At 54.7% G+C, this 23,021-nt stretch carries 19 protein-coding genes and 1 tRNA gene; 10 read left to right on the top strand and 10 right to left on the bottom strand.

Going from position 1 to position 23,021, the window contains the following annotated elements:
- The first annotated feature begins 128 nt into the window (after positions 1 to 128).
- Positions 129 to 761: a TerC family protein gene (locus Q2T52_RS02645; RefSeq protein WP_302075121.1), complete on the top strand. Its 633-nt coding sequence runs from the start codon at positions 129 to 131 to the stop codon at positions 759 to 761.
- A 27-nt stretch (positions 762 to 788) separates the two neighbouring features.
- On the top strand, positions 789 to 1,997 hold the full coding sequence (locus tag Q2T52_RS02640; protein ID WP_302075120.1) for a TIGR03862 family flavoprotein: 1,209 nt from the start codon (positions 789 to 791) through the stop codon (positions 1,995 to 1,997).
- A 21-nt stretch (positions 1,998 to 2,018) separates the two neighbouring features.
- Here the strand turns inward: Q2T52_RS02640 and Q2T52_RS02635 are convergent, their stop codons facing one another.
- From Q2T52_RS02635 to Q2T52_RS02610, 6 genes are all read right to left on the bottom strand, one after another.
- Positions 2,019 to 4,085, bottom strand: coding sequence for a carboxy terminal-processing peptidase (locus Q2T52_RS02635; protein ID WP_302075119.1), 2,067 nt, complete (start codon positions 4,083 to 4,085; stop codon positions 2,019 to 2,021).
- Between the two features lie 454 nt (positions 4,086 to 4,539).
- Positions 4,540 to 5,484, bottom strand: coding sequence for a hypothetical protein (locus Q2T52_RS02630; RefSeq protein ID WP_302075118.1), 945 nt, complete (start codon positions 5,482 to 5,484; stop codon positions 4,540 to 4,542).
- A gap of 6 nt (positions 5,485 to 5,490) precedes the next feature.
- Positions 5,491 to 5,581: transfer RNA gene (locus tag Q2T52_RS02625), tRNA-OTHER, on the bottom strand.
- A gap of 9 nt (positions 5,582 to 5,590) precedes the next feature.
- Positions 5,591 to 6,595, bottom strand: a complete 1,005-nt coding sequence (locus tag Q2T52_RS02620; RefSeq protein ID WP_302075117.1) for a PDDEXK family nuclease — start codon at positions 6,593 to 6,595, stop codon at positions 5,591 to 5,593.
- Between the two features lie 68 nt (positions 6,596 to 6,663).
- On the bottom strand, positions 6,664 to 8,136 hold the full coding sequence (locus tag Q2T52_RS02615; protein ID WP_302075116.1) for a hypothetical protein: 1,473 nt from the start codon (positions 8,134 to 8,136) through the stop codon (positions 6,664 to 6,666).
- Complete coding sequence (locus Q2T52_RS02610; protein WP_302075115.1) at positions 8,097 to 9,578, bottom strand: type I restriction enzyme HsdR N-terminal domain-containing protein; 1,482 nt, start codon at positions 9,576 to 9,578, stop codon at positions 8,097 to 8,099. The genes Q2T52_RS02615 and Q2T52_RS02610 overlap by 40 nt, the downstream gene beginning before the upstream one ends.
- 101 nt (positions 9,579 to 9,679) lie before the next feature.
- Here Q2T52_RS02610 and Q2T52_RS02605 point away from each other — a divergent pair, with 101 nt between their 5' ends.
- The 6 genes from Q2T52_RS02605 to Q2T52_RS02580 all read left to right on the top strand — a co-directional run bounded on the left by Q2T52_RS02605 (position 9,680) and on the right by Q2T52_RS02580 (position 15,751).
- Positions 9,680 to 10,909 (top strand): tyrosine-type recombinase/integrase, encoded by a 1,230-nt coding sequence (locus Q2T52_RS02605; RefSeq protein WP_302075114.1) that lies wholly within the window; start codon positions 9,680 to 9,682, stop codon positions 10,907 to 10,909.
- Positions 10,819 to 11,634 carry an SGNH/GDSL hydrolase family protein gene (locus Q2T52_RS02600; RefSeq protein ID WP_302075113.1) on the top strand — a complete coding sequence of 272 codons (816 nt, stop codon included), beginning with the start codon at positions 10,819 to 10,821 and terminating at the stop codon, positions 11,632 to 11,634. Before Q2T52_RS02605 ends, Q2T52_RS02600 begins: the two co-directional genes overlap by 91 nt.
- Before the next feature lie 102 nt (positions 11,635 to 11,736).
- Entirely contained in the window at positions 11,737 to 11,961 is a 225-nt protein-coding gene (locus Q2T52_RS02595; RefSeq protein ID WP_302075112.1) for a helix-turn-helix transcriptional regulator, read from the top strand.
- Between the two features lie 53 nt (positions 11,962 to 12,014).
- Entirely contained in the window at positions 12,015 to 13,793 is a 1,779-nt protein-coding gene (locus tag Q2T52_RS02590; protein ID WP_302075111.1) for a bifunctional DNA primase/polymerase, read from the top strand.
- A gap of 291 nt (positions 13,794 to 14,084) precedes the next feature.
- Positions 14,085 to 14,381: a hypothetical protein gene (locus Q2T52_RS02585; protein ID WP_302075110.1), complete on the top strand. Its 297-nt coding sequence runs from the start codon at positions 14,085 to 14,087 to the stop codon at positions 14,379 to 14,381.
- A 242-nt stretch (positions 14,382 to 14,623) separates the two neighbouring features.
- Complete coding sequence (locus tag Q2T52_RS02580; RefSeq protein WP_302075109.1) at positions 14,624 to 15,751, top strand: hypothetical protein; 1,128 nt, start codon at positions 14,624 to 14,626, stop codon at positions 15,749 to 15,751.
- Positions 15,752 to 16,071: 320 nt separating this feature from the next.
- Here the strand turns inward: Q2T52_RS02580 and Q2T52_RS02575 are convergent, their stop codons facing one another.
- On the bottom strand, positions 16,072 to 16,350 hold the full coding sequence (locus Q2T52_RS02575) for a hypothetical protein (RefSeq protein WP_302075108.1): 279 nt from the start codon (positions 16,348 to 16,350) through the stop codon (positions 16,072 to 16,074).
- 102 nt (positions 16,351 to 16,452) lie between these two features.
- On the opposite strand from Q2T52_RS02575, the gene Q2T52_RS02570 reads away from it, so the two are divergent.
- Together Q2T52_RS02570 and Q2T52_RS02565 are read left to right on the top strand one after the other, a co-directional pair.
- A complete protein-coding gene (locus tag Q2T52_RS02570) occupies positions 16,453 to 16,695 on the top strand; it encodes a helix-turn-helix domain-containing protein (protein ID WP_302075107.1) in 243 nt (80 codons plus the stop codon).
- Positions 16,696 to 16,777: 82 nt separating this feature from the next.
- Complete coding sequence (locus Q2T52_RS02565; protein WP_302075106.1) at positions 16,778 to 17,020, top strand: hypothetical protein; 243 nt, start codon at positions 16,778 to 16,780, stop codon at positions 17,018 to 17,020.
- Positions 17,021 to 17,024: 4 nt separating this feature from the next.
- Here the strand turns inward: Q2T52_RS02565 and Q2T52_RS02560 are convergent, their stop codons facing one another.
- Genes Q2T52_RS02560 through Q2T52_RS02550 form a run of 3 tightly spaced genes read right to left on the bottom strand, consistent with a single transcriptional unit; the run spans position 17,025 to position 23,018 of the window.
- Positions 17,025 to 20,159, bottom strand: a complete 3,135-nt coding sequence (locus Q2T52_RS02560) for a type I restriction endonuclease subunit R (RefSeq protein WP_302075105.1) — start codon at positions 20,157 to 20,159, stop codon at positions 17,025 to 17,027.
- Positions 20,156 to 21,982, bottom strand: coding sequence for a DUF262 domain-containing protein (locus Q2T52_RS02555; RefSeq protein WP_302075104.1), 1,827 nt, complete (start codon positions 21,980 to 21,982; stop codon positions 20,156 to 20,158). Before Q2T52_RS02555 ends, Q2T52_RS02560 begins: the two co-directional genes overlap by 4 nt.
- On the bottom strand, positions 21,975 to 23,018 hold the full coding sequence (locus Q2T52_RS02550; protein WP_302075103.1) for an SIR2 family NAD-dependent protein deacylase: 1,044 nt from the start codon (positions 23,016 to 23,018) through the stop codon (positions 21,975 to 21,977). The genes Q2T52_RS02555 and Q2T52_RS02550 overlap by 8 nt, the downstream gene beginning before the upstream one ends.
- Positions 23,019 to 23,021 lie beyond the last annotated feature (3 nt).

Raw genomic sequence — 23,021 nt, 5'->3', positions numbered from 1 at the left:
TTTACTCGTCTTTCCGTGTTCAAGCACTAATTGCGCTTGCAAACCAAGCCCATTCGCTCTTTACCCTCAATGATGCGTTGGGGATGAAACGCACTGGACCGGGGACGAGGTTAAGGGACAAGCGCCTTATGGAAATTTTGACAGCCGCGGGCCTCGCGGCTCTGTTTCAGGTCATCGCCATCGATCTGGTGCTGGCAGGTGACAATGCGATTGTGATTGGCCTTGCTGCAGCGGGCCTTCCGGCAACGCAGCGACGTAAAGCGATCCTGGTCGGCATCATTGCCGCAACCATTCTACGCATCGGCTTTGCGACCATTACCGCCTATCTGCTGGGTCTGGTGGGTCTACAGCTTCTCGGCGGAGTTCTGCTTGCCTGGGTCTGCTGGAAGATGTGGAGCGAGTTGCGCCAAGGTGGCGACGATGCACAGGAAGCCCTCAGCGAAGCCGAGGCGGAGGTCACCAAGGTTGAGAAGACCTTCTTCCAGGCCGCCATGCAGATCGTCATCGCGGATGTTTCGATGTCGCTGGACAATGTTCTGGCGGTTGCCGGTGCGGCGCAGGAACATACAGTGGTGCTGATCATCGGCCTCATCGTGTCGATCGCCCTGATGGGATTGGCAGCAAACCTTGTCGCCAAGCTGTTGCATCGGCATCGCTGGATCGCCTATGTGGGGCTTGCGGTGATTGTCTATGTCACCATCAACATGCTCTATCACGGCAGCGTTGAAGTCTGGCCTTATGTGAAGGCTTGGATCAGCTAAAGACAGCCTTCTGGTATTGGGCGTGACATGAAGGGTCGGCATATCTGCATTATCGGTGGCGGACCTGCTGGCCTGATGGCGGCGGAACGTCTGTCTGCCTCCGGGCACCAGGTCCACGTTTATGATGCGATGCCGACCTTCGGACGCAAGTTCCTGCTGGCCGGCAAATCCGGGCTGAACATTACCCACAGCGAAGCCTATGAACAATTTCGCACCCGCTTCGGCGCTGCAAGCGATGCGCTCGCCGCTGCCCTTGATGCCTTCCGCCCGGATGATGTGCGGGCATGGGCGGCAGGGCTGGGCACCGAAACCTTTGTCGGCACGTCCGGCCGCGTCTTTCCCACTGTCATGAAAGCCTCCCCGCTGTTGCGCGCCTGGCTGAGGCGTCTGGACCAACAGGGCGTTACCTTTCATTCCCGCCACCGCATGGTGGATTTAGCGGCGAACCAAGCAACATTTGAAACCCCTGATGGTCTGTTGAGCGTAGAGGCCAATGCGATCCTGCTGGCGCTTGGTGGTGCGAGCTGGCCTCGCCTCGGTTCGGACGCAGCCTGGGTGTCTCTGCTTGCGCGGCAGGGCGTATCGATCACTCCCTTTCGCCCAGCCAATTGCGGCTTCGAGCGCGACTGGTCAGAAATCTTCGTAACGCGTTTTGCCGGCGAACCGGTCAAGTCGGTTATGGCCCATTCGGATGCCGGCTCAAGCCAAGGTGAATTCGTCATCAGCGACTATGGCATCGAAGGCAGCCTGATCTATGCGCATGCCGCGGCTCTGCGCGACAGGCTGGAGCAGACCGGAGCGGCAAATCTTCTCCTGGACCTTGCTCCCGGACGCAGCGAAGACCGGATTGCCGAAGCGCTTTCAAAACAGTCCTCGAAGATCAGCCTCTCCAACCGCTTACGGAAGGCGGCAGGGTTCGATGGGGTGAAAGTGGCACTGCTGCGCGAGATCCTGCCGGCCGATGCTTTCCGCAGTTCGGAAGCCATCGCCAAAGCCATCAAGGCGCTGCCACTCGACATCGCCAGGCCCCGCCCGATCGAGGAGGCCATCTCGTCCGCCGGCGGCATTAGACTCGATGCGATCAACGATCATTATATGCTAAACGTCCTGCCCGGCATCTTTGCCGCCGGCGAGATGCTGGATTGGGAAGCCCCGACCGGCGGATATCTGCTGACGGCCTGCTTCGCCACGGGCCTTGCCGCGGCGAAGGGAATTGAAGGATGGCTGGTGAAATAGCCCAAGCCAATGCGCCGCCGATCAACGCTTCGACAGATCAACCTCATCCGCAACAATCGCTGCCGCCTCTGTCCGCAAGACATCCTTTTCATTCTTGCGGGCGTTTTCGATCGCAACGTCAACGCTGAGACTGCGTTCGTTGGACTGGAGTCCATCGTCCTTGGCAGCCAGATCGTCCGCGCCCTTGTCTGACTTCAGAAGCTTGGCCGCCTCATCCATCTCCCGTTTGCGCTCTACCTCGTTCAATGACACGACAGCCTTTTCACGCTGTGCCTTGAGCTGAGCAGCGGCTTCCACGAATTTCTGGAAATCCGGATTGGTTTTCACGCGCGCATCATGACGTTGTTGCAATTGCGACAACAGCGCCTTGATGTCACCCTTCGCCTTGTAAGACGCCGGCTTGATCTCTGCCCATGGCAAGGCATTGTCGAAGCTTGCCTCACCACGCGTCTTCGGATCGGCAAGGCTTGGCAGGCTGATATCCGGCGTCACGCCACGCAATTGTGTGGTACCACCGTTGACCCGGAAGAACTGCGCGATCGTCAGTTTCAATTGGCCCAGAACCGGCTTGTCGTTTCGAGCCGCCTTATCGAGGTCGATCACCGTTTGCACCGTGCCCTTGCCGAAGCTCGGTTCACCGATGATCACACCACGACCGTAATCCTGAATGGCCGCCGCAAAAATCTCGGAGGCGGATGCCGATCCCCGGTTGATCAGCACGCCAACCGGGCCCGTGTAAAGCGGTTGACGGCGATCATCGCTTTCCACTTCGACATTGCCCGAAGCATCACGCTGCTGAACCACAGGTCCCTTGCCGGTAAACAATCCCGTCAGCTCGATTGCTTCCGTCAGAGACCCACCGCCATTGTCGCGCAGGTCGATCAGAACACCGTCGACATGCTCCTCGTTCAGTTCTGTCAAAAGCTTGGCCACATCACGGCTGGCGCTGCGATAGTTCGCGTCGCCCTTCCGCTTCGCTTCGAAATCCTCATAGAAGACCGGCAGCGTGATGACGCCGATCTTGCGTGTAAGCCCACGATCCTGAATCGGTACGATGCTCTTCTTGGCGGCCTGCTTGTCCAGGCTCACCTTGTCGCGCACGAGGCTGATGACACGGTGGGCTCCATTTCCACCCGCATCTGCGGGAAGAATGTCGAGACGTACGATGGAATCCTTGGCACCACGGATCAACTGAACCACTTCATCAAGACGCGTGCCAACCACTTCAGTGATCGGGCCATCAGCGCCCTGCCCCACGCCGCTGATGCGGTCGCCAACGGCAATCTTACCCGAAAGCTGTGCTGGGCCGCCAGGCACGAGCTCACGAACGGTGGCATAACCATCACGATCCTGAAGCACAGCACCGATCCCGACCAGCGAGAGCTTCATCGAAATGTCGAAATCAGCCGAAGCAGCGGGGCCAAAATAATCCGTGTGGGGATCGATCGACGTGGTGTAGGCCGTCATGAAGGACTGGAAGACATCCTTGCTGCCATAGGTTTTGATGCGCTCCAGCAAATTCAGGTAACGCTTTTCAAGCGTTTCGCGGATCTTGGCCTCGTTCTGGCCAGCCAGCTTCAGCCGCAACCAGTCATTCTTCGCGCGCTTGCGCCAGAGGTCATTGGCCTGCTCCTCCGTCTGCGGCCATGGCTCCTTCTCGCGCAGCAGGGGCAAATCTTCCTGCACGCTGAAATCAAAGCCCTTGTTGATCTGGGTTCGTGCCGAGATGATGCGTTCCGCCAGACGGCGCAAGTAGAGATCAAAGATCGAAAACGGCGTATGCAGATCGGCATTTTTGATGGCGTCGTCGATAGAGGTTCGCTCTTTCATGAAGCCATCAATATCGGCTTGCAGGAAAATGCTTCGGTCCGGGTCGAGCGATTTGATGTAGCGGTCGAGAATCTTCTCCGACAAGACATCGTCGAGGGGCACGGGCTTGTAAGCATAGCGGGAAAGCAGCTGTGCACTGAGATTGGCTGCCTGGCCCTGCGTCTGTATCGGTGCCAGCTGCGGCAGTTGCACATCAAGCGCAACGGCCGGCGATGCGAAGGCAATGAGAGCGCCGACAATCCAGTTTCTGAAGTGCATTAGAGCCGTTCCTTGAGCAACACCATGTCTTGACCCACGGTGTTGAAACAAAGGGAGCCGTTTGGCAACCAGATTATGCCACACAGTTTCGTGCGCGGGGCGCGCAAACATCATTGCAGCAGAGAATCTCTTCAGTAGCGTGGGCGTGAGCACAACCACCAAAGTCATATTTACCGGCACTGTCGAAGCACCAGATTGCCGGACACAAAACAAACCGAGAAATACGAATATGGGAAAAATGGTGCCCGGAGGCGGATTTGAACCACCGACACGCGGATTTTCAACAGGACTGGGATGCTCGTCAAACAGCATCAACTTATAGCAGCCTAGAGGCGAAGCTATTTTTCGCAACGACTATGAGTATTCCACTGCTTCGCAACCTTATAAATACTCATCCATCCAAGCGCACGATTATTGTGACCCATTTAACACCCAGCCTTATCATGTCGTAAGCTTATGCTTCAGTAGGCTTGGCCCAAGCGTACACTTGAGACGGAGACATCGAGCATAGGCGGGTAATCAAATCCTCATTGAACTCGACAGGCGATCTCATTTTCTTTCTTTTCTCACTCGCCATTTTCTTGTTCGTTGACAACCCGTTTTGACGGAGCCTCGCCAACACCGCCGTATAACGGTCGGATTGATCCCGGCCCCATACAGATTGAATGCTTTTTTTTCGAAGGCGTTCGGCATCAACACCTGTGAGTTCACGCGGGACGTACCAGATTAAATCCTTCAAGAATTGCTCAGAATTTAGGTCTCGAAAAAGCGCGTCTTCGAGCAACTCTACCAACATCTGGGATGCATGGATAAGAGAAGCAACCTCTTTAAATCTAGGGTCACCGTCCTCAAAACCAGCTAAAAACTCTTTGGCATCCAATCCCCGAAAGTCAGCTCTTAGCCTGCCAGAATTCTCTTCAATTATCTGACGCACGGAATCGTCGATATCTACATCTGCTTCAGAGTGCGCGCCTCTGTTTCGCCAAGCGACCATTACTAGCACCATTGCAAAGAGCAACGGGTCATGGGAGCCGTAAACTTTTTGAACAGCTAGAACCTTCCTGAAGATGCTTCGCCCGGCACCATCAATGTCATTTCGAAGGCCAACATTTTGGATAATTGAAGGAGCGCGCCTTGCATAGCGTATGTATACGTCGACAGCATCAGTGGCCCGGATCAAAGCGGTATCAAGGGCCATCCGCCGAGCCCTACGCGCGGAGACTTTGAAGTCCTTCGGACACCAAGCTGCTCGCAGCTCAGGCGGAGCTTCTTCCACCAAGTTCGCTTCAACTGCATGCAATCCCACCAAAGTAGTAATTATTAGATGGTTTGCATTACCTAGAAGATCTTTGAATTTTGATCTGGCAATACTGTCGTTTAAATACAAGCCATTCTTCATCTGATAAGCACCGGACACGATTCGAACGTGCATCACCCGATCTAAGGAAACCGAAGTTTTTTGAAGTCAGGCGCTCTAACCATTAAGCTACCGGCACATCATTCTGTTAATCCAAGACAAAGCCTGACGCAACCCTTAGATGAATTTCTTTTTCTACAATACGCGGCTTAACAAAGTCAGGCATGGTGTGCGGCTGCAGGTCAAGGACAAACTGCACAACCTTTTCATCAATTGCCTTTGTAACGGCCCTTCTGAAATCAGTTATTGTATTAAGATTTTCTTTCCGAGCTTCGCGCCTCCAAGATCGTTTCGCGCCGTCAGGCAGACTCCAATCAAGCAACCGAACCAACGCAGTGTGAGCGAACTGGATTCCGTCATTACCGGCTGTATGCCGAACCCAAATATGGTCGTCCGCATGATCTTCTTGCATCTCAAGATCCCAAGTCGCAAACAACGACCGCACGTCGTCAGATAAGTTGGTGATTGACTCTCCCTCCCGACCGCTAAACGCCACCTCACTTAGCCGCATTTGCCACTGCTCAAATCTTCCGTCTTCATTGTGATCCACAGACAAAATTTCTTCTTTTTCAAGTCGAAAATGAATGCCCGCACCTCTTCCAATTTTGTAGGCCAGATCACCAGCAAGAACTCCCAGCAGGTTCTCCTTTAAAGCATCTCCGAAGGAGATGTTAAAGTTCCTTTTCATTTTCTTGAGATGCTTTGCTTCAAACAGGACCCACATGGAATAAAATTTCCATGCGATCAGAAGCGGCATATCGACCATATTTGCATAATTTTCTAGACGCGCAAGATAATCTGGCGAGAATGAAAGAGTATTTGCTCTTTTGCTTTTAACCTCAATCAAAACGGGTTTTCTTAGCGACTGGGTGGAAAAGAAGGCGAGAATATCGGGCACCTGATAGGCTTTTTTTGACGCCCTTGGCATTTGATGCTGTTCTAACTTGTGCAGCAGCTCACACTTTCCAAGCCATGCACACAGCACCGAAAACTCGTCTTCGGCTGGCAGCCCAATGTCGAGCCTTTTCACTTGCTCAACAATTTTTTCGACGTCGGCGTTCCAGCCTACGGCTTCAAGAGTCTGATGGATCAACCTGTGTAAATCGTCTGGATAACCGCTCAATGTCTACTTACCACCGAGTGAGGGGATAAAAAGCTGTTTTACAGTTCTGGCGCGGCTGACGCTTCCCCCCCGAAACTTGGGGCAAGGAGCTTTAGATCGCGAAGGCCATATGAAGGAATTTCATTGAACAGCGTTTTTAGATCTTCTCGCAACCAGTCTGATGCGCCGCGAACCACTGCACTCTCATCAGGCAATCCACCAAATCCGGTATCTCTACCATGAAAATCCGGTAGGAGTATCGTTGATTCCCAGAAGGTGTAACTACCCTCTAATGGACGCCCCAGGCGCTTCCGCAATCGATCAGTTTCCCGCATATACGCTTCTATTGCTTCCCAACTGTTCCAATCGGAAGGAGCCTCTGGAAAGGCTACGACAGCACCAGCCTCCTGATAGCTGGCCACAGGAAATCCACGCTTGTGAAGCCAAGTGCGTACATAACCAACATCAGAGTTGAATCCCATTTCGATTTGCATAGAAAAAGGCATACTTCTAAAGCGAGTAAGGTAAGGTTTGAGCGCGGGCAAGCTCTCTTCAATAATCTCCGCATACGCGAGTTGGCGGCGTCGATAGTACTCGTCCAGCGTTTCTTGGCACAGCTGTTCAATATTTTCGGACTGTGGCCCCAATTGCTCTAGGTCGTGCCACCAAGGTTTTATCGAGGAAATCCCTCGATCTGTCAGCCAGCGAATGTCCTGCAGTAGCCGCTCAATCGAGAAGCTCTGTCCTTTTCTAAAGCTTTCGCCGGATACCATCTCGTCAGCGTGCGGCTCGAGAAACGCTAGGCATTCTCGAAGATCGGTAGCATCAATAGGAAATTCGTATTCATTCTGCAGGTGACGAATTCGGCCATAAACCAGTTCTTCAGTCCAAACCTCTCGGCCTCGTAGATCACGCTTACCTACAATTTCCAGCAAAATATCCCGAAACTTCGAGCATCCCAGGATTCTGCCTGCTTCTGGCCCATATCCCACTCGTCTCAGGGCATGCCCATACATTCTCGGTCGACGCGGTGTGCTGGCAGGTGACCGATTTACAATCACTGATGCGCCGGTGTCCTGCTCGATAAACGAATAGCCAATGTCATCAGCTCCCATTACGCCTTCGATCGCAAGCTTCTGAACGGGATGCCCGACAACTTCCTCAAAAATACTGTCACGCAGGCTTGTCGCATAATCAGCAACGAGAATTTCGAAAGACTCTTTGATGTCTGACAGAAGAACGCGAGCATCGCTCTCTGGATTGACCGGATCAAAATTTTCATCGCCTGATGCGAAATGAAGGGATCGGATAGCAACTTGCAGATTCCAGGTCGCGATTGCATTCCAAACGGTTCGCCTGTCTTCTCGTGAAGTAGCAGTCGAGAGCAAGAGTATCGGGAGTTGAGCGGACTGATCCGTCAATAGGTTGGTCAAATCAGCTTGAACGCATCCACGTTTCTGCTTCCAGAATTTCTGAGCTCTGAGGAAATCAGCTAGCCCCTCGTGCTGAAGCTCAACTGTCGTGCCGCGCACCGAATTGCATCTGCGTCCGATAATCTCTCTAGCGCCTGCCGCGAATCCTCATAATTGCGCCCAATAGCAACAGCATCTTCAATTGAAACAGGCCCTTCTGTCGTCTGCTCGGCAAGTTCCCCAAGAAAAACTCGATCAAGAGCACGTTCCACAGAAGAATATCTCGCGAGGATTTTATTTAGCCAAGCTTCATACAATGCGTTCAAGTTTGTCGGATACTTCCTCGTTGTCGAGTAGATTTGGATCACAAGCTCGGCTAGCAGCGGCACCTGCGAAACATTTTGGATGTAATGAGGAGCTGATACGAACACGTATTTAGCCTCTGGCAGCTCCGTCGCACTTCGCCGATCCGCAAGGTCGCGCAGGTCACCAACATCATATCCTTCCAACCACAACTCTGGCAGACTCAAATCTGTCGGCGCAGATTGCTTACGTGACATGATGACGGTCTGCGTCTTGGGGTAATCACGCATCCACTGCCGCAGGGCTGTTTCAACCGCACCTCGTTGTCCTAAGGGCACACGATCAAAACCATCCGCGAGGAGCAACACGCCAAAGTCTCGCGCAATTTTCAGAAGAGCCTCAACTGTAAAACCAGGCTTATGACTGGCAACCCTCTCGACGAGAAAGCCAGCAAGGCTCGATTGGCTGTTCGTGAAATCCGGTAAGAAAATTTCAAATGGCAAGATGGTTGAGGTTTCTTCAATCCGCCGTTCAAGAGCCTCATGCAAAAGCTGTTTCGCCAATGTGGTCTTGCCATAGCCTGACATACCCAACACCAATGCGCCACGCGAGTTATGGGTAAGCAGGTCCAAAGCCGAAATGGTAGAGTTCGTATCCGTTCGCGTCAGGCGCCGAGGAATTGATAAGCGTGTAATCGGGCCGATACGTTCGATTTCCGCTGATAGATATGCACCCAAGTCGTTGGCGGCGACATCAAACCGCTTGTGTCGTAATGCACCACAATGGTCCTTAAGGGCCTCCCGCGACAATAGCGATTCTATTTCGGCCCGCTTGCCAGCGATCTCCGCGACAGAGCAATCGAAAATTTTCTCACTCTCCGTCGTCAATTGCATCTGCCAGATTTCAAGCCTCTGGCCGTTCGTCATCAAGAGGATAGGAGTTCGTAGATTCTGCGCATATGATTCGCCTTGATCCTTGCCGTCGCCCAAAGGTTCGTTAGGACGTTTCGCTTCCACGACAATCAATGAGGTTGCGCGACTAAAGGGGCGTTCCGCATAGACGACAAAATCAGCTTCCGGCTTTCGCCCCGGGCGCTTTTCTCGACCTTCCTGGAAAGTGACGGGCACTTTCGAAGCTATACAATCGCGGTCATAGCCGAGTTCCTGGAGAAGCGGCAGGACTATCCGAGTCTCGACGTCTGCTTCATTGCCATCCGCGATCTCAACTACGCTGTCCCAAAAACCTCGCGAAGCCATCATCCAACATCACTCTGCTAACCGCTTGGTCCAGCTCTCATCTATTCTTGAACCTGCGCAAATCGTACCCTGACACGCGGACGTTGCAATCTTATTGTTACGTCATGCGAAAGAAACTCACACCCAAGCTGCTCGACAATCTTTCTCCCGCTGAAGACAAGCGGTACGAGATCCGCGACGAATTGGTCAGGGGGCTGTTGATCCGAGTGTCTCGGACCGGCGGAAAGGTCTGGTATCTCGCCACCCGCGTTGATGGCGTGCTTCGGCGCATCAAGCTGGGCACCTACCCGGTGCTGTCGCTAAAGGACGCTCGCGAGAAGGCGCAATCGCTGCTGCGCGACATTCAACTGGGCACGTTCCAGCACCGTGACGTTGAGCCAGCACCGCCGGTTTTGACGCTTGGCGATATCATACCTCAATTCATCACGCGATATGCCCAGCGGCAGACGAAGGATTGGAAGGGCACCGAGAGCATTTTGCGACGCATGAGCGGCCTTCACCCTATGCCGATAACTGCCATCAAGCGTGGCGACGTGACGCGAGAACTTGAACGCCTGATCAGCGATATCGGCGCGAAGGGAGGCAAAGGCACGCGGGCGAACCGTGGGCTGGCCGCAATCAAGAAACTGTATTCCTGGTGCATTGATCAGGGCATTGTCGAAACCTCGCCCGTGGTCGGTCTGAAGCCGCCGATCAAGGAGGAGTCGCGTGACCGTGTCCTGACCGATGACGAAATCGTCGCCTATTGGAAGGGATGCGAGTCCGAAGGCTATCCCTTTGAACAGTTCGGTAAGCTATTGCTTCTAACTGGACAACGCCGTGATGAAATTGCATCCATGCGCTGGTCGGAACTGGATCTGCATCGGGGGACGTTCACACTCAAGGCCGACCGAACGAAAAACAGCACTGCACATATTGTCCCGTTGTCCCGGCAGGCGCTGGACATTCTCCGTTCCATCCCGCGATTTCTCGGCTCGGACTATGTGTTCACCTCAACCGGTAAGACACCGATCTCGGGTTTCGGTCGCTTCAAGGATCGGCTGGATACCTTCGTCGGGCTGGATGCAGAGGATTGGCGCTTTCACGATGTCCGTCGCACCGTCGCAACCAACATGGCTATCCTGAAGGTCCAACCCCATATCATCGAGGCGGTGTTGAACCACAAATCCGGGATAGTCTCCGGCGTCGCCTCGATCTACAATCGCCACGCGTATTTGGACGAGAAGCGCGAGGCCTTGCAGACATGGGCGGATCGGGTGGAGAAGCTGATGGCGAAGATGAACCTTGGACATGGGAACGCGCCAAAGCATTCGCTGATAGCTGCGGTGAGCTGAAAGCCCGGTTTATCAACCACTTCGTAAGTCGGCCCTATAATGGCCACGCATATGGTCCTCACGATCTGGCGCAACTTCGACGCATATTATCACTGGACGAAAACGCATGGCCTGACACCGTGCTTCACGAGCACACCGACACCTTGGTGATTTTAACAGCAAGAGCATTCGTGATCACACCTCAAGAGGGTGCGAAGATCCGGCTGCAGCGGTTGAACAGCAAACTGCTCACCCCCACGAGAAAGTTGCTCATGGCATTGCAGGATGAAGAATTCGCACGGGAGTATGTCCAAGACGGATCGCCGTTGACCGAAGAGGATAGGCAACAGCTGATTGAGAGCGTTACCGTGTTCAAGGCCAATCTCGAAAAGCATATCGCAGAAATAAAGGATGCTGGGCGACGAGGAAAAGCGTGGGACAGCGATTTGAAGGACAGGTTTGTTACCTACGTTGATTGGATGTGCGAATTCCTTGACAACAATTTTGAACCGAAGCGAGCCGTAGATGCTGGCTCCGAGGATCACAGCCACTTCGGCAAGTGCGTCTATTTGCTAGCCCGCCCGCTAAAATGGAGTTCCGACGGCATACGCCCCGTTGGGTTCGATGGCGCGATCAGAAAGCATGTTGATCAATGGCGCAGTTCGATTTTTAGGGTCGCTCAAGAATTGGAAGATGAACGTAATGGACGAGATGGGGAAAATCCTCCCCCTTCCTCATCCATGTAACGCATTGGAATTCCTCGCGATAATTTGAGATAAAATCTTCGTCGCGAACAACCGAACGAAGAAGCGCTTCTTCATCACCTCAAACCTGATGGAGAATTCACAATGTCGAATACCATTACTCAGCAGATCATCGTTGGCCGTGAGGAACTTCGCAAGATGGGAATCCGCGTCAGCAACAGCAGCCTTCTGCGCTGGGAGCAGTTGGGCCGCTTTCCTCGCCGCATCCGTATGGCCGGTACCAGCGTGGCTTGGCTCAAGGCCGAGATCGATGCGTGGTTCGAAGCCCGCGCGGAAGAACGCAAGCGGCACGTTTACGCCGATTTCTGACAGAGGGGCCTGAGCGCCCCTCATTTCTCCCCTAGAAAATTTGGAGACCACCGATGCCGAACCTAGTTCGTATCGACGGGGATCTTTTGTCTTCGTCAAGATTAGAAGCAGCATGTGCATGGATCGATGCGGGTGCGAAAATCGTCGCCCTACATGGCATTGCCGCCAACGGGCGTTGTGAATGCGGAAATGCAAGTTGCCAATCACCGGGCAAGCATCCCATCACTGCTGAATTCCGGAACGGACACAAAAGCGCAACCGACTCGAAACAGAAGATCACGCGCGTCCTGAAATCCCATCCCAACGCAAACCTCGGCGTTGTCTTGCCTGAAAACATCCTCGTGCTCGATGTCGATGGCCCAAAGGGGAGAAAGACATACGAAACGCTCAAGCTGCCGAACACCGCAACAGTGAAAACTGGCCGTGGCACGCATCACTACTTCATGATCGATCGGCCACTGCCCAAGAAAAAGTTGCGTCTCGAAGGCATCGACATCAAAGACGGCGGAAGCGGCTACATTGTTGTTCCGCCCAGCAGGCATCACTCCGGCAAGCAATACCGCATGAAGCCGGAAAATGCTGGGAAGATTGCTACGTTGCCACCGAGTTTCCTTGATGTTTTGAAGCCAAAGCAGTCAAGGACGGTGAGCTTCGACATGCCTGGAAGCGTTACCAAGGGCGGCCGCAACAACACGCTCACGAGCTACGCGGGGTACTTCAGGTCTAAAGGCCTGCGCGGCTCGGCCCTTGAGCGGGTTCTCGCCACCGTAAATCGCGTGATATGCAGCCCACCGCTGGATGACGACGAAGTTGCTAACATCGCCCGAAGCGTTAGCAATTACGAGGCTGGATTCGAAAACGCTTTCGGCAGCCTGGCTGATGTTCAGGAGCAAGAGGTTCAGTTTCTTGCCTATCCCTATATCGTGAAGGGGGCGACCACCGTCCTCGACGGAAACATGGGGCAAGGCAAGTCGACCTTCACCGCTGCACTGGCGGCGGCTGTAACAACCGGCAAACCGCCACCTTTTCTTACGACAATTGAAGAGGGAGGCGTCTTGTTTCTGTCTGCGGAAGACGATCCGGCACGGGTCCTGAAACCGCGACTTGTCGAAAACGGGGCCGATGTTTCGAAGGTTCGCTACCAGGAAAAGGTCTTTTCCCTTGATGCCAATGGCATGATGATGTTGCGGCAGGAGATCGAAGCCCATCGGCCCGCGCTAGTGGTGATTGATCCAATCATCGCTTACATGGACGCGGACACCGACGGAAACAAAGCCAACGACACCATGCGCTTCATGGTCGAGCTGGACCTGATTGCCCGCGAATATGATGTCTCCATCCTGATCGTACGGCATTTGCGTAAGGCCAAGGCAGACAATGCGATGCATCAGGGTATCGGTTCGATTGCTATCTCGGCGCGGGTCCGATCTGGGCTCATCTTGGGCATACATCCCCATGACCCGACAAAACGCGCCATTGCACACGCGAAGGCGAATTATTCGGAAAAGGGGCCTACCCTTGTCTTTGAATTGCGCAGCCAGGAGAAAGGGCGCCCGCCAGTTGTGATATGGCATGACGCCGAGCCAGACATCAGCGAGGACGATCTTCTCGCTAAACCACCTGGCACGATCGGCAGGCCTAGCGAAGAACGCGACTTCGCCAAGGACTTCTTGCGTGAAACCTTATCCAAGGGGCCGGTGGAGAAGAACAAGCTCGACCAGATGGCGTCAACCCGGTCGATCACGCCCGAAACGCTGAGACGTGCCGCTAATGACATGAACATCGTCAAGCAGCGCGGGACGTCCGGACGCTCCATGTGGTCGCTGCCGTAGCATCACTGGCAACATCACCAGCGCCTGCCTCATTTGGCGGGCGCTTTCGCGACCACTTGTTCAAAACACCCCCATGTACGTGAATTTTGAACAAGTGAATTGCTTGCCTGTTTCCGTTCGATCGGTGGCGCGACAACATAAGCAGTCTCTCAAAAATGTTTACATACGATTGTTCTGAACAACTGCATTACCTGCCAAGTCCTCTTTTTCTGGCGCGAGGCGTTTCAAACCGTACCGGGACGCGTGCTGTTCAAGTTCCTAAACTTGCGAGGTTCACAGAAGGAGACAACCATGAACAGCAACTCTAAAATTCAGACGAAACTGAAGACCACGATCCAAGCAGCAATTTGGCAAACCTTGAATGCCGACGGCGAAGTCAAAACGCGCGTGGAAAACACCGATATCGTTGAGGCCCTGCTGGAGGTCGTCGGGGTATGGTCCGCTGTCCACGGCTTCCAGACCTATTCACGCAGCAACCTTGCCTTCAAACATGCGATGACGATCACGGCGCACATCGAAAAGTACGAACCCATCATGAAAAGTGGCAAGATGCCTTTCGACATCATCCCGCGCACTAATGCCAACTAAAGACCGAAGCCGGTACCAGGTTATGGTATCGGCTTTGTCCAGTTCTTGATCAGAAGCTATGCGCTCAAAATCTCGGCAGCATGTAACCCTCCCAATCCGCGCCAAGGCAGGTCGCAAATAAAAAAACGCCCTCCCCCATACCTGCGATGCCGTATGCGTCATGGACAAGTGGACGCTATCACCTCGACATGCGCCCTCAACCGTTGATAGGCTCGAGCCTAAGACAGAGTGCAGGGGGAACCGTGATCGAAACGCTGATCGAGAGAATTCAACACCGTCTACAGACCGGTTCCTATCCGAACGAGGCCGCCATTTCTTTCAGTGTTGTCATGCCCATCTTGCGCGCTTTGGGCTGGGACGACAGCGACCCGGAACAGGTGATGCCGGAATATGCGAGCGGGGGCAGGCGGGTAGATTTTGCCCTCAGCGGTATCGGCAAGAGGCCGAGCATCTTCATTGAAGTGAAGGGCGTAGGCCGCGCACTAGAGGGCGACCGCCAGCTTTTCGAATACGCCTTCCATGAAGGGATTCCGCTCTGCCTTCTGACTGACGGACGGGACTGGAGCTTCTACCTACCCAGCGGCCAAGGGACTTATGACGAGCGCCGCCTTTATCGGCTGCAACTGACGGACCGACCGCCTTCGGAGTCGCCACAGGTGTTGCGGCGCTATCTTGAACAGCCGCGCGTAAAAAGCGGTGCTGCATTTGACGATGCCATGCGCGACTACCGTGACATTGCCTCAACCCGAGAAGCGGCACGTAACCTACCTAAAGCATGGGCAGAACTCGTCGAGCAACCGGAAGACCTGCTTGTTGAACTTCTGGCAAGCCAGACGGAAACGAATTGCGGCTTTCGGCCTTCGGCGGAGGAAGTCATCGGCTTTCTTCGGTCACTGAAACAGACAGAACAGCTAAAAGGGCCACTGTCTTCGAAGCCAGCAAAAGTCGCGGCGGCGAAATCCGATCCTCCAAGCGCCAAGGTTCCGGAGCCTTCAGCCTCGCAGGTAAGCGAGCTGCAATCAGCAAGGGCCCTTACGTTTGAGCTTTTCGGAAAACAACAAGCGTCACCGCATGCCGCTGCCGCATTGGTCGATATCCTGCAGGCGATAGCACGCCGTTTTCCAACCGAGATGGAGGCCATTGCGGAGTCGGCGAAGGGACGCAGCCGAAACCATATAGCCCGCTCACCAGAAGAGATTTATCCGGCACGTCCTGACCTTGCACGGGCTGCGGAAATAGCGCCGGGATGGCTGGTCGGCCTCAATATCGCAAACCGTGAGAAAATGCGCATCATTCGCGAGGCTTGCCGCGTAACGGGACTAACGTTTGGCGTGGACGTGAAAATCGAGATGCCGAATGCAGATGCATGAACGGTGATGAAGCCGAAGACCGACACTGGGACTAATCATCAACCTGTCGGTCCGCCGGACCAAGCGACTTTGCCAACGAATACAACGATGACGGCTCAATGAGCGAGGACCAGCACGTCTCCTGGGTGCCAATCGGGTGAAATGCTGTCACGGGAATCGTTGAGTTTGACCTCTGAGGACCGTTTATCGGCGGAGGCATGTCACAACACCGAGCCATGTGCCGACAGCGCGTGCTGGCTCGTCAGTGAGCGACGCGGCGATGCTTCCGGCGCTGATGCAACGCGGCCGCGTGCGCATAGTCCGCACGGTCTTCCGGTCAGTTAAAGACGGCTGCGGCGTTCAAGCTCCTTGCGCACCCGCCGCCATTTGCCTTGATCGAAGTTCTGAGAATAGCGCCAAGCGCGATCCTCTTCGATCGCCGCGAATTCTTCAGCGCGCTCCCCGTGTTTGTCGATCAGTTCATCCGCCAGCTGCTCGATCTCGGCACGCGGGATGAGCAAAGGGCGAATGCGGCCTTGCCATTCAACGGAAAGGAATGCGCCAGCGGCAAAAGCGGCGACGCCGATAAAGGGCGCATAGCTTGAAGTCAGAAGTTCCATTGCTGCACTCCATCGAGAATATGCAGCACATTATCCCCAAATGGGATAATTCTAAATCGGGATTATTGCAGTCGCTCCGGAATTCCTTGGACGTCGGAGCGCGTGACCAAATCCACCCACACACCCGAGTATCACCGTCTCGTCGAGCTCCTTGTAGAGACACGACGCACGGCTGAATTGACCCAGCAGCAGGTTGCCGACCGGCTGGGCAAACCACAGTCCTATGTTGCCAAGGTCGAAGGCGCGGAACGGCGGATAGACGTGCTGGAGTTTGCAGCGCTGGTGAAGGCCATGGGCAGCAACCCGACGGCGCTGCTCGACAGGCTGCTGTCCGACCTCGAATGATCAGAAGGACGCGGGATTTTCCCTGACAGCCTCTCTGACCTTGTTTTAATGAAAAGATCGTCTTGAACCAAAGGAGACGATCATGACCGACAAGGCACCCGAAATCATCACCCTCAAGGCGCTCTGCGCCGAGTTGAAGATTGACCCGAAAGAAGCACGCGAACGCCTGCGTGATGCCGTCCGCGATCCGAAGAAGTATCCGGAGCTAGCCAAGTCGCACAAGCCGCGTTCGCCTTGGCAGTGGCTGAAGGGCACGCCCCCCGAGCAAGAAGCCCGAAAAGCACTACTGACCCAAGCAAGCGAAGAAGTTGTATCGCGTGGTTAAATGCTTAGGTGACGGATCGCAACAGCGCCTCGGCCTGTTCTAGCACGAGCTTCACAGCATCCTCCGAAAGGTCTGGGGGATATCCGTACTTTTTGAGGATGCGCTTCACGAGAACGCGCATCCTTGCCCGCGCGCTTTCCCGTTTATGCCAATCAACTGTTGCATTCTGCCGAAGTTGCTCCAGAAGCTCGTGGGCGATCAGTCGGAGTTTGTCGTCCCCGAGGACTTGAATGGCGCTCTCGTTTTGCGCCAAGGCGTCGTAAAATGCGATTTCTTCGCCAGAAAGCCCACTTTCCTCACCGCGACGTCTTGCGGCCTGCAAATCTTTAGCGAGAGCGATAAGCTCGTTGAGCATCTCCACCGCAGAGATTGCATTAGAGTGGTATCGGGCAACAGCTTCTTCCAAGCGCCTGGAGAATGTTCGGCTCTCGACAACATTGGTTTGCAGGCGACTTTTGATTTCTCCGTTCAGAAGCTTCTTCAAGGCTTCGAGTGCAAAGTTTTTGCGCTCCATCCCTTGAAGTTCCGCCAGAAAGTCGTCTGACAGAATTGAAATATCGGGGCTCTCGATACCTGCCGCACGCAACACGTCGATGATTTCCGTCGAAGCAACTGCACGGTCGATGAGTTGCTGAACGGCGAACGCTCGATCGGTTCCAGTGAAAGAACCCTTAGCGGTAGATTTCGCGATTGCCGCGCGGACGGTCTGGAAGAAACCAACCTCATCCCGCACAGCAGCGGCTTCGTCGCTTGCAGAAGCCAAGGCGTAGGCTTTTGTAAGAGAGAGAACTAGGTCTTGGTACGCACGGTGTGCTTGCTTGCGAGCGTCGTCACTGGACGCCTTAACCGCTTCACTCTCCTGCCACTTCAGGACCCAGTCGATAGCCAAGGCAAGCGCCCTCAAGCGCTCTTGCGGACTACCATTCAAGCCGCTGCTATAGTCGTGCCCGTGGAAGACCGATTTCACCCGCTGAAATGACTCAAGCATGACCGCAACGGCTTCCTCTTCAGGTATGCCCGTTTTGTCTTGGTCGTTTGGACTGTAGTCCTTGAGAGCGTTTTTCAAGTTTTGGAGAATTCCGATGTAGTCAACGATCAAGCCGCCAGGCTTGTCTCGGAACACACGATTGACGCGAGCAATCGCCTGCATGAGGCCGTGCCCTCTCATCGGTTTGTCTACATACATTGTGTTCATGGACGGAGCGTCGAAGCCTGTCAGCCACATGTCGCGGACGATCACTAGCTTGAGAGGGTCATTCGGATCTCGGGCGCGCTTTGCAAGCAAATCACGGCGCCGCTTGTTCCCGATATGCTGCTGCCAGTTCAATGGATCGGACGCCGCCCCCGTCATGACGATCTTGACGGCCCCCGCAGTGTCGTCCTCGGAATGCCAGTCCGGCCTCAACTTGACGATTTCATCATACAGCTCGACGCAAATGCGGCGGCTCATGCAAACAGCCATGGCCTTTCCGTCCAAAGCCGCCAGACGCGCCTCAAGATGTGCCACGAGGTCAGCCGCCACCAAGGAGAGCCGCTTCTCCGCGCCGACAAGGGCCTCGACGGTCGCCCACTTCGCTTTAAATTTCTCGGCTTCAGTCAGCGTGTCGTCTTCCACCAAAGCCTCGACTTCAGCGTCAATCTTGGGCTTCTCATCCTCGTCCAGTTCGATGCGTGCCAATCGGCTTTCATAATAGATTGGGACGGTCGCACCGTCTTCGACCGCACGAGATATGTCGTAGATGTCGATATAGTCGCCAAAAATAGCAGGCGTATTGCGATCTACGCCCTCAACGGGCGTGCCCGTGAACCCAATAAACGACGCATTGGGCAGCGCTTGGCGAATGTAGTGGGCATAGCCGTATCGCCGGACACCAGTCTTGGTATCGAGCCGTGCATCCAGACCATATTGTGTGCGGTGGGCCTCATCGGCGATGACAATGACGTTTCGGCGGTCCGTCAGAAGTGGAAAGCTTTCCTGCGACCCCAAGGGCAAGAATTTTTGAACCGTGGTGAAAATCACGCCGCCTGCCGAACGCTCTAAAAGCCGCTTCAGGTCATCGCGATTCTCGGCCTGCTCCGGTGTCTGGCGGATAAGATCACGGCAGAGGCTGAACGTGCCAAATAGCTGATCATCCAGATCGTTGCGATCGGTCAGGATAAGGACAGTGGGATTCTGAAGCTCAACTGAGCGTACGGCGAGACCCGCAAAGAATGCCATGAGGAAGCTCTTGCCGGAGCCTTGCGTGTGCCAAATCACGCCGATCTTTCGGTCGCCATCCGGGCGCGATGCATCAATCGCTTCGCGGATTGCCTTCTGCGCACCGTGGAACTGGTGGTATCCCGCGATGATCTTGAACGGCCCGTCCCCCCTGTCCCCAAATACGGTGAAATCCCGAATAAGCTTCAAAAACCGACTTTTCTCGAAGACGCCCTCTAGAAGCGTGTCGAGTTCGGGGGTGCCAGGAGGAGCATAGTCGTTGCCGTTCACCGTGCGCCAGGGCATGTAGCGCTCTTCCTGCGCAGTCAGCGACCCAATGCGCGCCTTGATGCCGTCGGAGGTTACCAGAAGTGCATTGGTGCGAAACAGCGAGGGGATGTCGCGCTTGTAGGTCTCGATCTGATTGAACGCCGCCTTGAGCGTTGCGTTTTCGTCGCCGGGATTCTTCAGCTCCAGAACTGCCAATGGCAAGCCATTGACGAATAGGACAAGGTCTGGACGGCGGTTCTTGCGTCCCTCGATTAGTGTGAACTGATTGACGACCAGCCAATCATTGGCATCCGGGTTTTCGAAGTCGACGAGCCAAACCTTTTCGCCGACGATCCGGTCTTTGGATCGGTACTCGACTGTTACACCCTCGGTGATCAGCGAATGGATGCGCCGGTTCTCCTCGACGGTGTCGTTCGTCTGGCTCACCAGAACCTGACGGATCGCCTCGGCTCGGGCCTCTTCGGGTATGTCGGGATTGATCTGCTCCACCCATGCTTCCAGCCGCTTCACCAGAACCGGGTCGGAGTAAGACGGGCGCTGGGGTGATGAGCCGTCTGGCGCTATCACGCTGCCATGCAGATACAACCAGCCGAGCGACTGCAGCGTCTCAATGCCAGCCTGTTCGACCGTGTCCTCAGAAAAGCCTATCATGTTTGTGCAACCGCTTGCTCGTCGGCAGTATCCCACACTCTGGAGGCAAGCCGTGCAAGAAACGCCTGGCGCTTCTCAATCGCGTCTCTATTCCAGACAGGAAATACATCGAGCCCGTCGACCGCTTTGGTGATCTTGTCAGCAACACCGACCTGCCCGCTTGCCTTGTCGGCCTGACACCGTGTCAGCAGATATTTGGACTGAGGATAGATCTTGATCTTGTCAGAATATTTCCCGTTCTGGATTGCTCGGTTGATGGACTTCTCGATCAGTAAGAGGTTGCCAAGTCGCTGGATGATCAGCTGATCTGTACCGCCTTCGCCAAATTCGGTGATCGCATCCGGATCGCCATGATCCGGCAAGATATGCTCAATGTCGTTCCCGCCTGAGAAATAGTCATCCAGATTGTCCCGCCCCTGGCTCGGACCATAGGCCTGGAGGTCAACGTATTGCGTGAGCTTTGCCAGCAGATAGCGCAACCGGAACTGCCGGGTGTCGCCAACACGCAGGGAAAGCAATCTCTGGCGGAACAGGATTGCCAGTCCGGCGCGCTCCTTCTTGAAATGCCGCTGAATGAAATCATCGAAATTTTCATCTGTCACCGCGCGAAGCTCGTGCGCTGCATCGACAATTCGGCGCTCGTATTCCTTGCCTGCCGTGCCACTCATAAGCCACACGAACATCGTCTTCTCGACTTCATCGCAAAGCGTCGTGAAGTTGGTCGGACTCAGGTGACGCCCAGCCATCAAAATGATGAAGTGCTGCTTGATTGACTTACCGCCGAGCGTTCGCGTGTTGACCAGGCCGCGCTCAATGCCGCCTGAGGCATTCATCCCAGTCGTAAAGCGGCGATAGGCTCTGGCGGCCTCAAGCAGGCGGTGAGCAAACGTCAGAGGCTCGCTTGCGTGCTTGGTAAGGTTCTCGTTCTTCTGAAACCAGTCGTAGATCAGCTCTTCTCGTTGCGTGCTATCAACGTCGAAGGTGGCCATCAGATAGTAGCGCAGGAAGCGCAAAGGCTTCTCGTTGGCCGCGTAGATTTCGCCTGTTAGCTGCTTCCAGACGTCCTTTAGCTTCGAATACTCCGCCTCCTTCGCGTTCATGAAGAGCAGATTTTTCAGCAGGTCCATCGCATCAAGGCCAACGCCCCGATCGTTGATGGTCTCGAAGATCTTCAAGGCTTTTGCGATCGTAGGAGTCTGAATGCGGATGATCTTAACCTTGTTTGTCAGATACCCGTGAAAGCGGCGGATGTTGATGGGATCGTTTTTCAAGGTGGAGGTGATGAACTCCCGGATGACACGATAAGCGTTACCGATATTCCGGATGGAGCGTGTCGATTGCCTATCTGCGGTAGCCCCATTGCCCTCAGCATATTGAACGAGCACACCGCCCGAGTCCTCATACTGAAGCTCAAGCCGATAGCGCGCGATGCTCTCACCTTGCCAGTCGACGGTACTTGATGCGATCTGACCTTTAAGCTCTTCCGGCAGCGACTGCCCCAACTCAACGAGTGCGTCCCGCAAAGCGCAGAGAGTGAGATAGGCTGTCGTGGTGCGCTGTTGGCCATCAACGAGCTCGAAAACGTCGTCTTTGCCCATGCAAACGACGATTGTGCCGATGAAATACTCGGGCGCAGCATCCTTGGTAGCGTTTTCGTATTCAGAGTAGATGTCCATCAGGAACTGGTCGACTTCTTCGCCGCCTTCACCCTTCGGATTGGTCTCACCCCAGACATATTCGCGCTGGTAATCGGGAACACGATAGAAGTCCTGAAAAAGACGCTTCAGGGTCATGTCATCGGATATGATGCTCTGTTCAGTCATCCAGCCCGCCTCCCATCAGTGTAAGCAACAGATCTTCAATATATTGGTCGTGGTCGTCAGCCGGATAATAGATCGGATGAATTTCAGCTTCAGCGAGAAAGGCCCGACGGGCTGCGCGCTCATTGTCCGCAGGTAGTGGAAGAAACGCATAGTGGCGAACTGGCGCATCCGCATTCTCAGCGCGGATGTCACGCAACGCGGCGTGGGTGCGGTCCGATTGGAGGCTTGCACCCATAAACAGTAGGCTGCGGGTACCAATCAGTGCGCCAAGGATATTGGTCAAGGTGACGCCACCGTTATAAGCAGCATCGTATTCATTTCGGGTTAGCACGCGCCCCTCACTGGCATCTGCTTCTCCATGGAGACGCAGAAGGCAATGCGGGTCGTTGCCGATGCGCTGGCGGGCTTCGCGTAGCCGCATGCCGCAGAACTCGTAAGCAAAAGGTAGCTCCGCGCGATGGTAGACGTGCGTCAGCACGTAATCGAAATTGGTTGTCAGGACCTCGTTGGGAAAGAGACGTGGCAGAAGGCAAACGGGTCCGGCCGTTTTGGGGCGATGGCGACCGAGTTGATTGGCGATCTCCTCCGCGAGCACATGCGACTGCAAGGTGTCGTGTACAAGTTGCGCGGCTTCTTCATATTCGCTACGACCCAGCATCGCCTCGACATCGGCCCTAATGTGCGGCGCATCACCCAAAAGCGACAGCAGGAATGCACCCCAAGGTCGATAACCACTGGCGATGGACATACCCGCCCCGACAAAAGGCAGAACTTGGCCGTTCTGTTTGCGAGCGCTCAAGGCACGAAAGCGGTCGAGGCACTGAGTTTCCTCCAGAAATTCCCGCGCGCGCTCTTTTGCCAATTGTATCTGGTCCTGTACAAAAACTGTGAACGTAGCTTCATAGTCTCCTTTTTCGCCATTCAGCCCTGTTGTCATTTTTTCGAATACGTCGGCGTTTTCCCAGGTGAAACCCGCGATCTCCACTGGACCGTTTTCGTTGAGGTACTCATGGTACCTTTGGCGGAAGTACTCCATGAG

Origin of the sequence: Rhizobium oryzicola (assembly GCF_030504645.1) — a bacterium.
Lineage (GTDB): Bacteria > Pseudomonadota > Alphaproteobacteria > Rhizobiales > Rhizobiaceae > Neorhizobium > Neorhizobium oryzicola.
This window is presented reverse-complemented; position numbering and strand designations above follow the sequence as displayed.

Coding starts and splice junctions, on each gene's coding strand:
- Q2T52_RS02645 (WP_302075121.1), top strand. CDS start 129: ATGGAAATTTTGACAGCCGCGGGCCTCGCGGCTCTGTTTCAGGTCATC.
- Q2T52_RS02640 (WP_302075120.1), top strand. CDS start 789: ATGAAGGGTCGGCATATCTGCATTATCGGTGGCGGACCTGCTGGCCTG.
- Q2T52_RS02635 (WP_302075119.1), bottom strand. CDS start 4,085: ATGCACTTCAGAAACTGGATTGTCGGCGCTCTCATTGCCTTCGCATCG.
- Q2T52_RS02630 (WP_302075118.1), bottom strand. CDS start 5,484: ATGAAGAATGGCTTGTATTTAAACGACAGTATTGCCAGATCAAAATTC.
- Q2T52_RS02610 (WP_302075115.1), bottom strand. CDS start 9,578: ATGATGGCTTCGCGAGGTTTTTGGGACAGCGTAGTTGAGATCGCGGAT.
- Q2T52_RS02605 (WP_302075114.1), top strand. CDS start 9,680: ATGCGAAAGAAACTCACACCCAAGCTGCTCGACAATCTTTCTCCCGCT.
- Q2T52_RS02600 (WP_302075113.1), top strand. CDS start 10,819: ATGGGCGGATCGGGTGGAGAAGCTGATGGCGAAGATGAACCTTGGACA.
- Q2T52_RS02595 (WP_302075112.1), top strand. CDS start 11,737: ATGTCGAATACCATTACTCAGCAGATCATCGTTGGCCGTGAGGAACTT.
- Q2T52_RS02590 (WP_302075111.1), top strand. CDS start 12,015: ATGCCGAACCTAGTTCGTATCGACGGGGATCTTTTGTCTTCGTCAAGA.
- Q2T52_RS02585 (WP_302075110.1), top strand. CDS start 14,085: ATGAACAGCAACTCTAAAATTCAGACGAAACTGAAGACCACGATCCAA.
- Q2T52_RS02575 (WP_302075108.1), bottom strand. CDS start 16,350: ATGGAACTTCTGACTTCAAGCTATGCGCCCTTTATCGGCGTCGCCGCT.
- Q2T52_RS02565 (WP_302075106.1), top strand. CDS start 16,778: ATGACCGACAAGGCACCCGAAATCATCACCCTCAAGGCGCTCTGCGCC.
- Q2T52_RS02560 (WP_302075105.1), bottom strand. CDS start 20,159: ATGATAGGCTTTTCTGAGGACACGGTCGAACAGGCTGGCATTGAGACG.
- Q2T52_RS02555 (WP_302075104.1), bottom strand. CDS start 21,982: ATGACTGAACAGAGCATCATATCCGATGACATGACCCTGAAGCGTCTT.
- Q2T52_RS02550 (WP_302075103.1), bottom strand. CDS start 23,018: ATGGAGTACTTCCGCCAAAGGTACCATGAGTACCTCAACGAAAACGGT.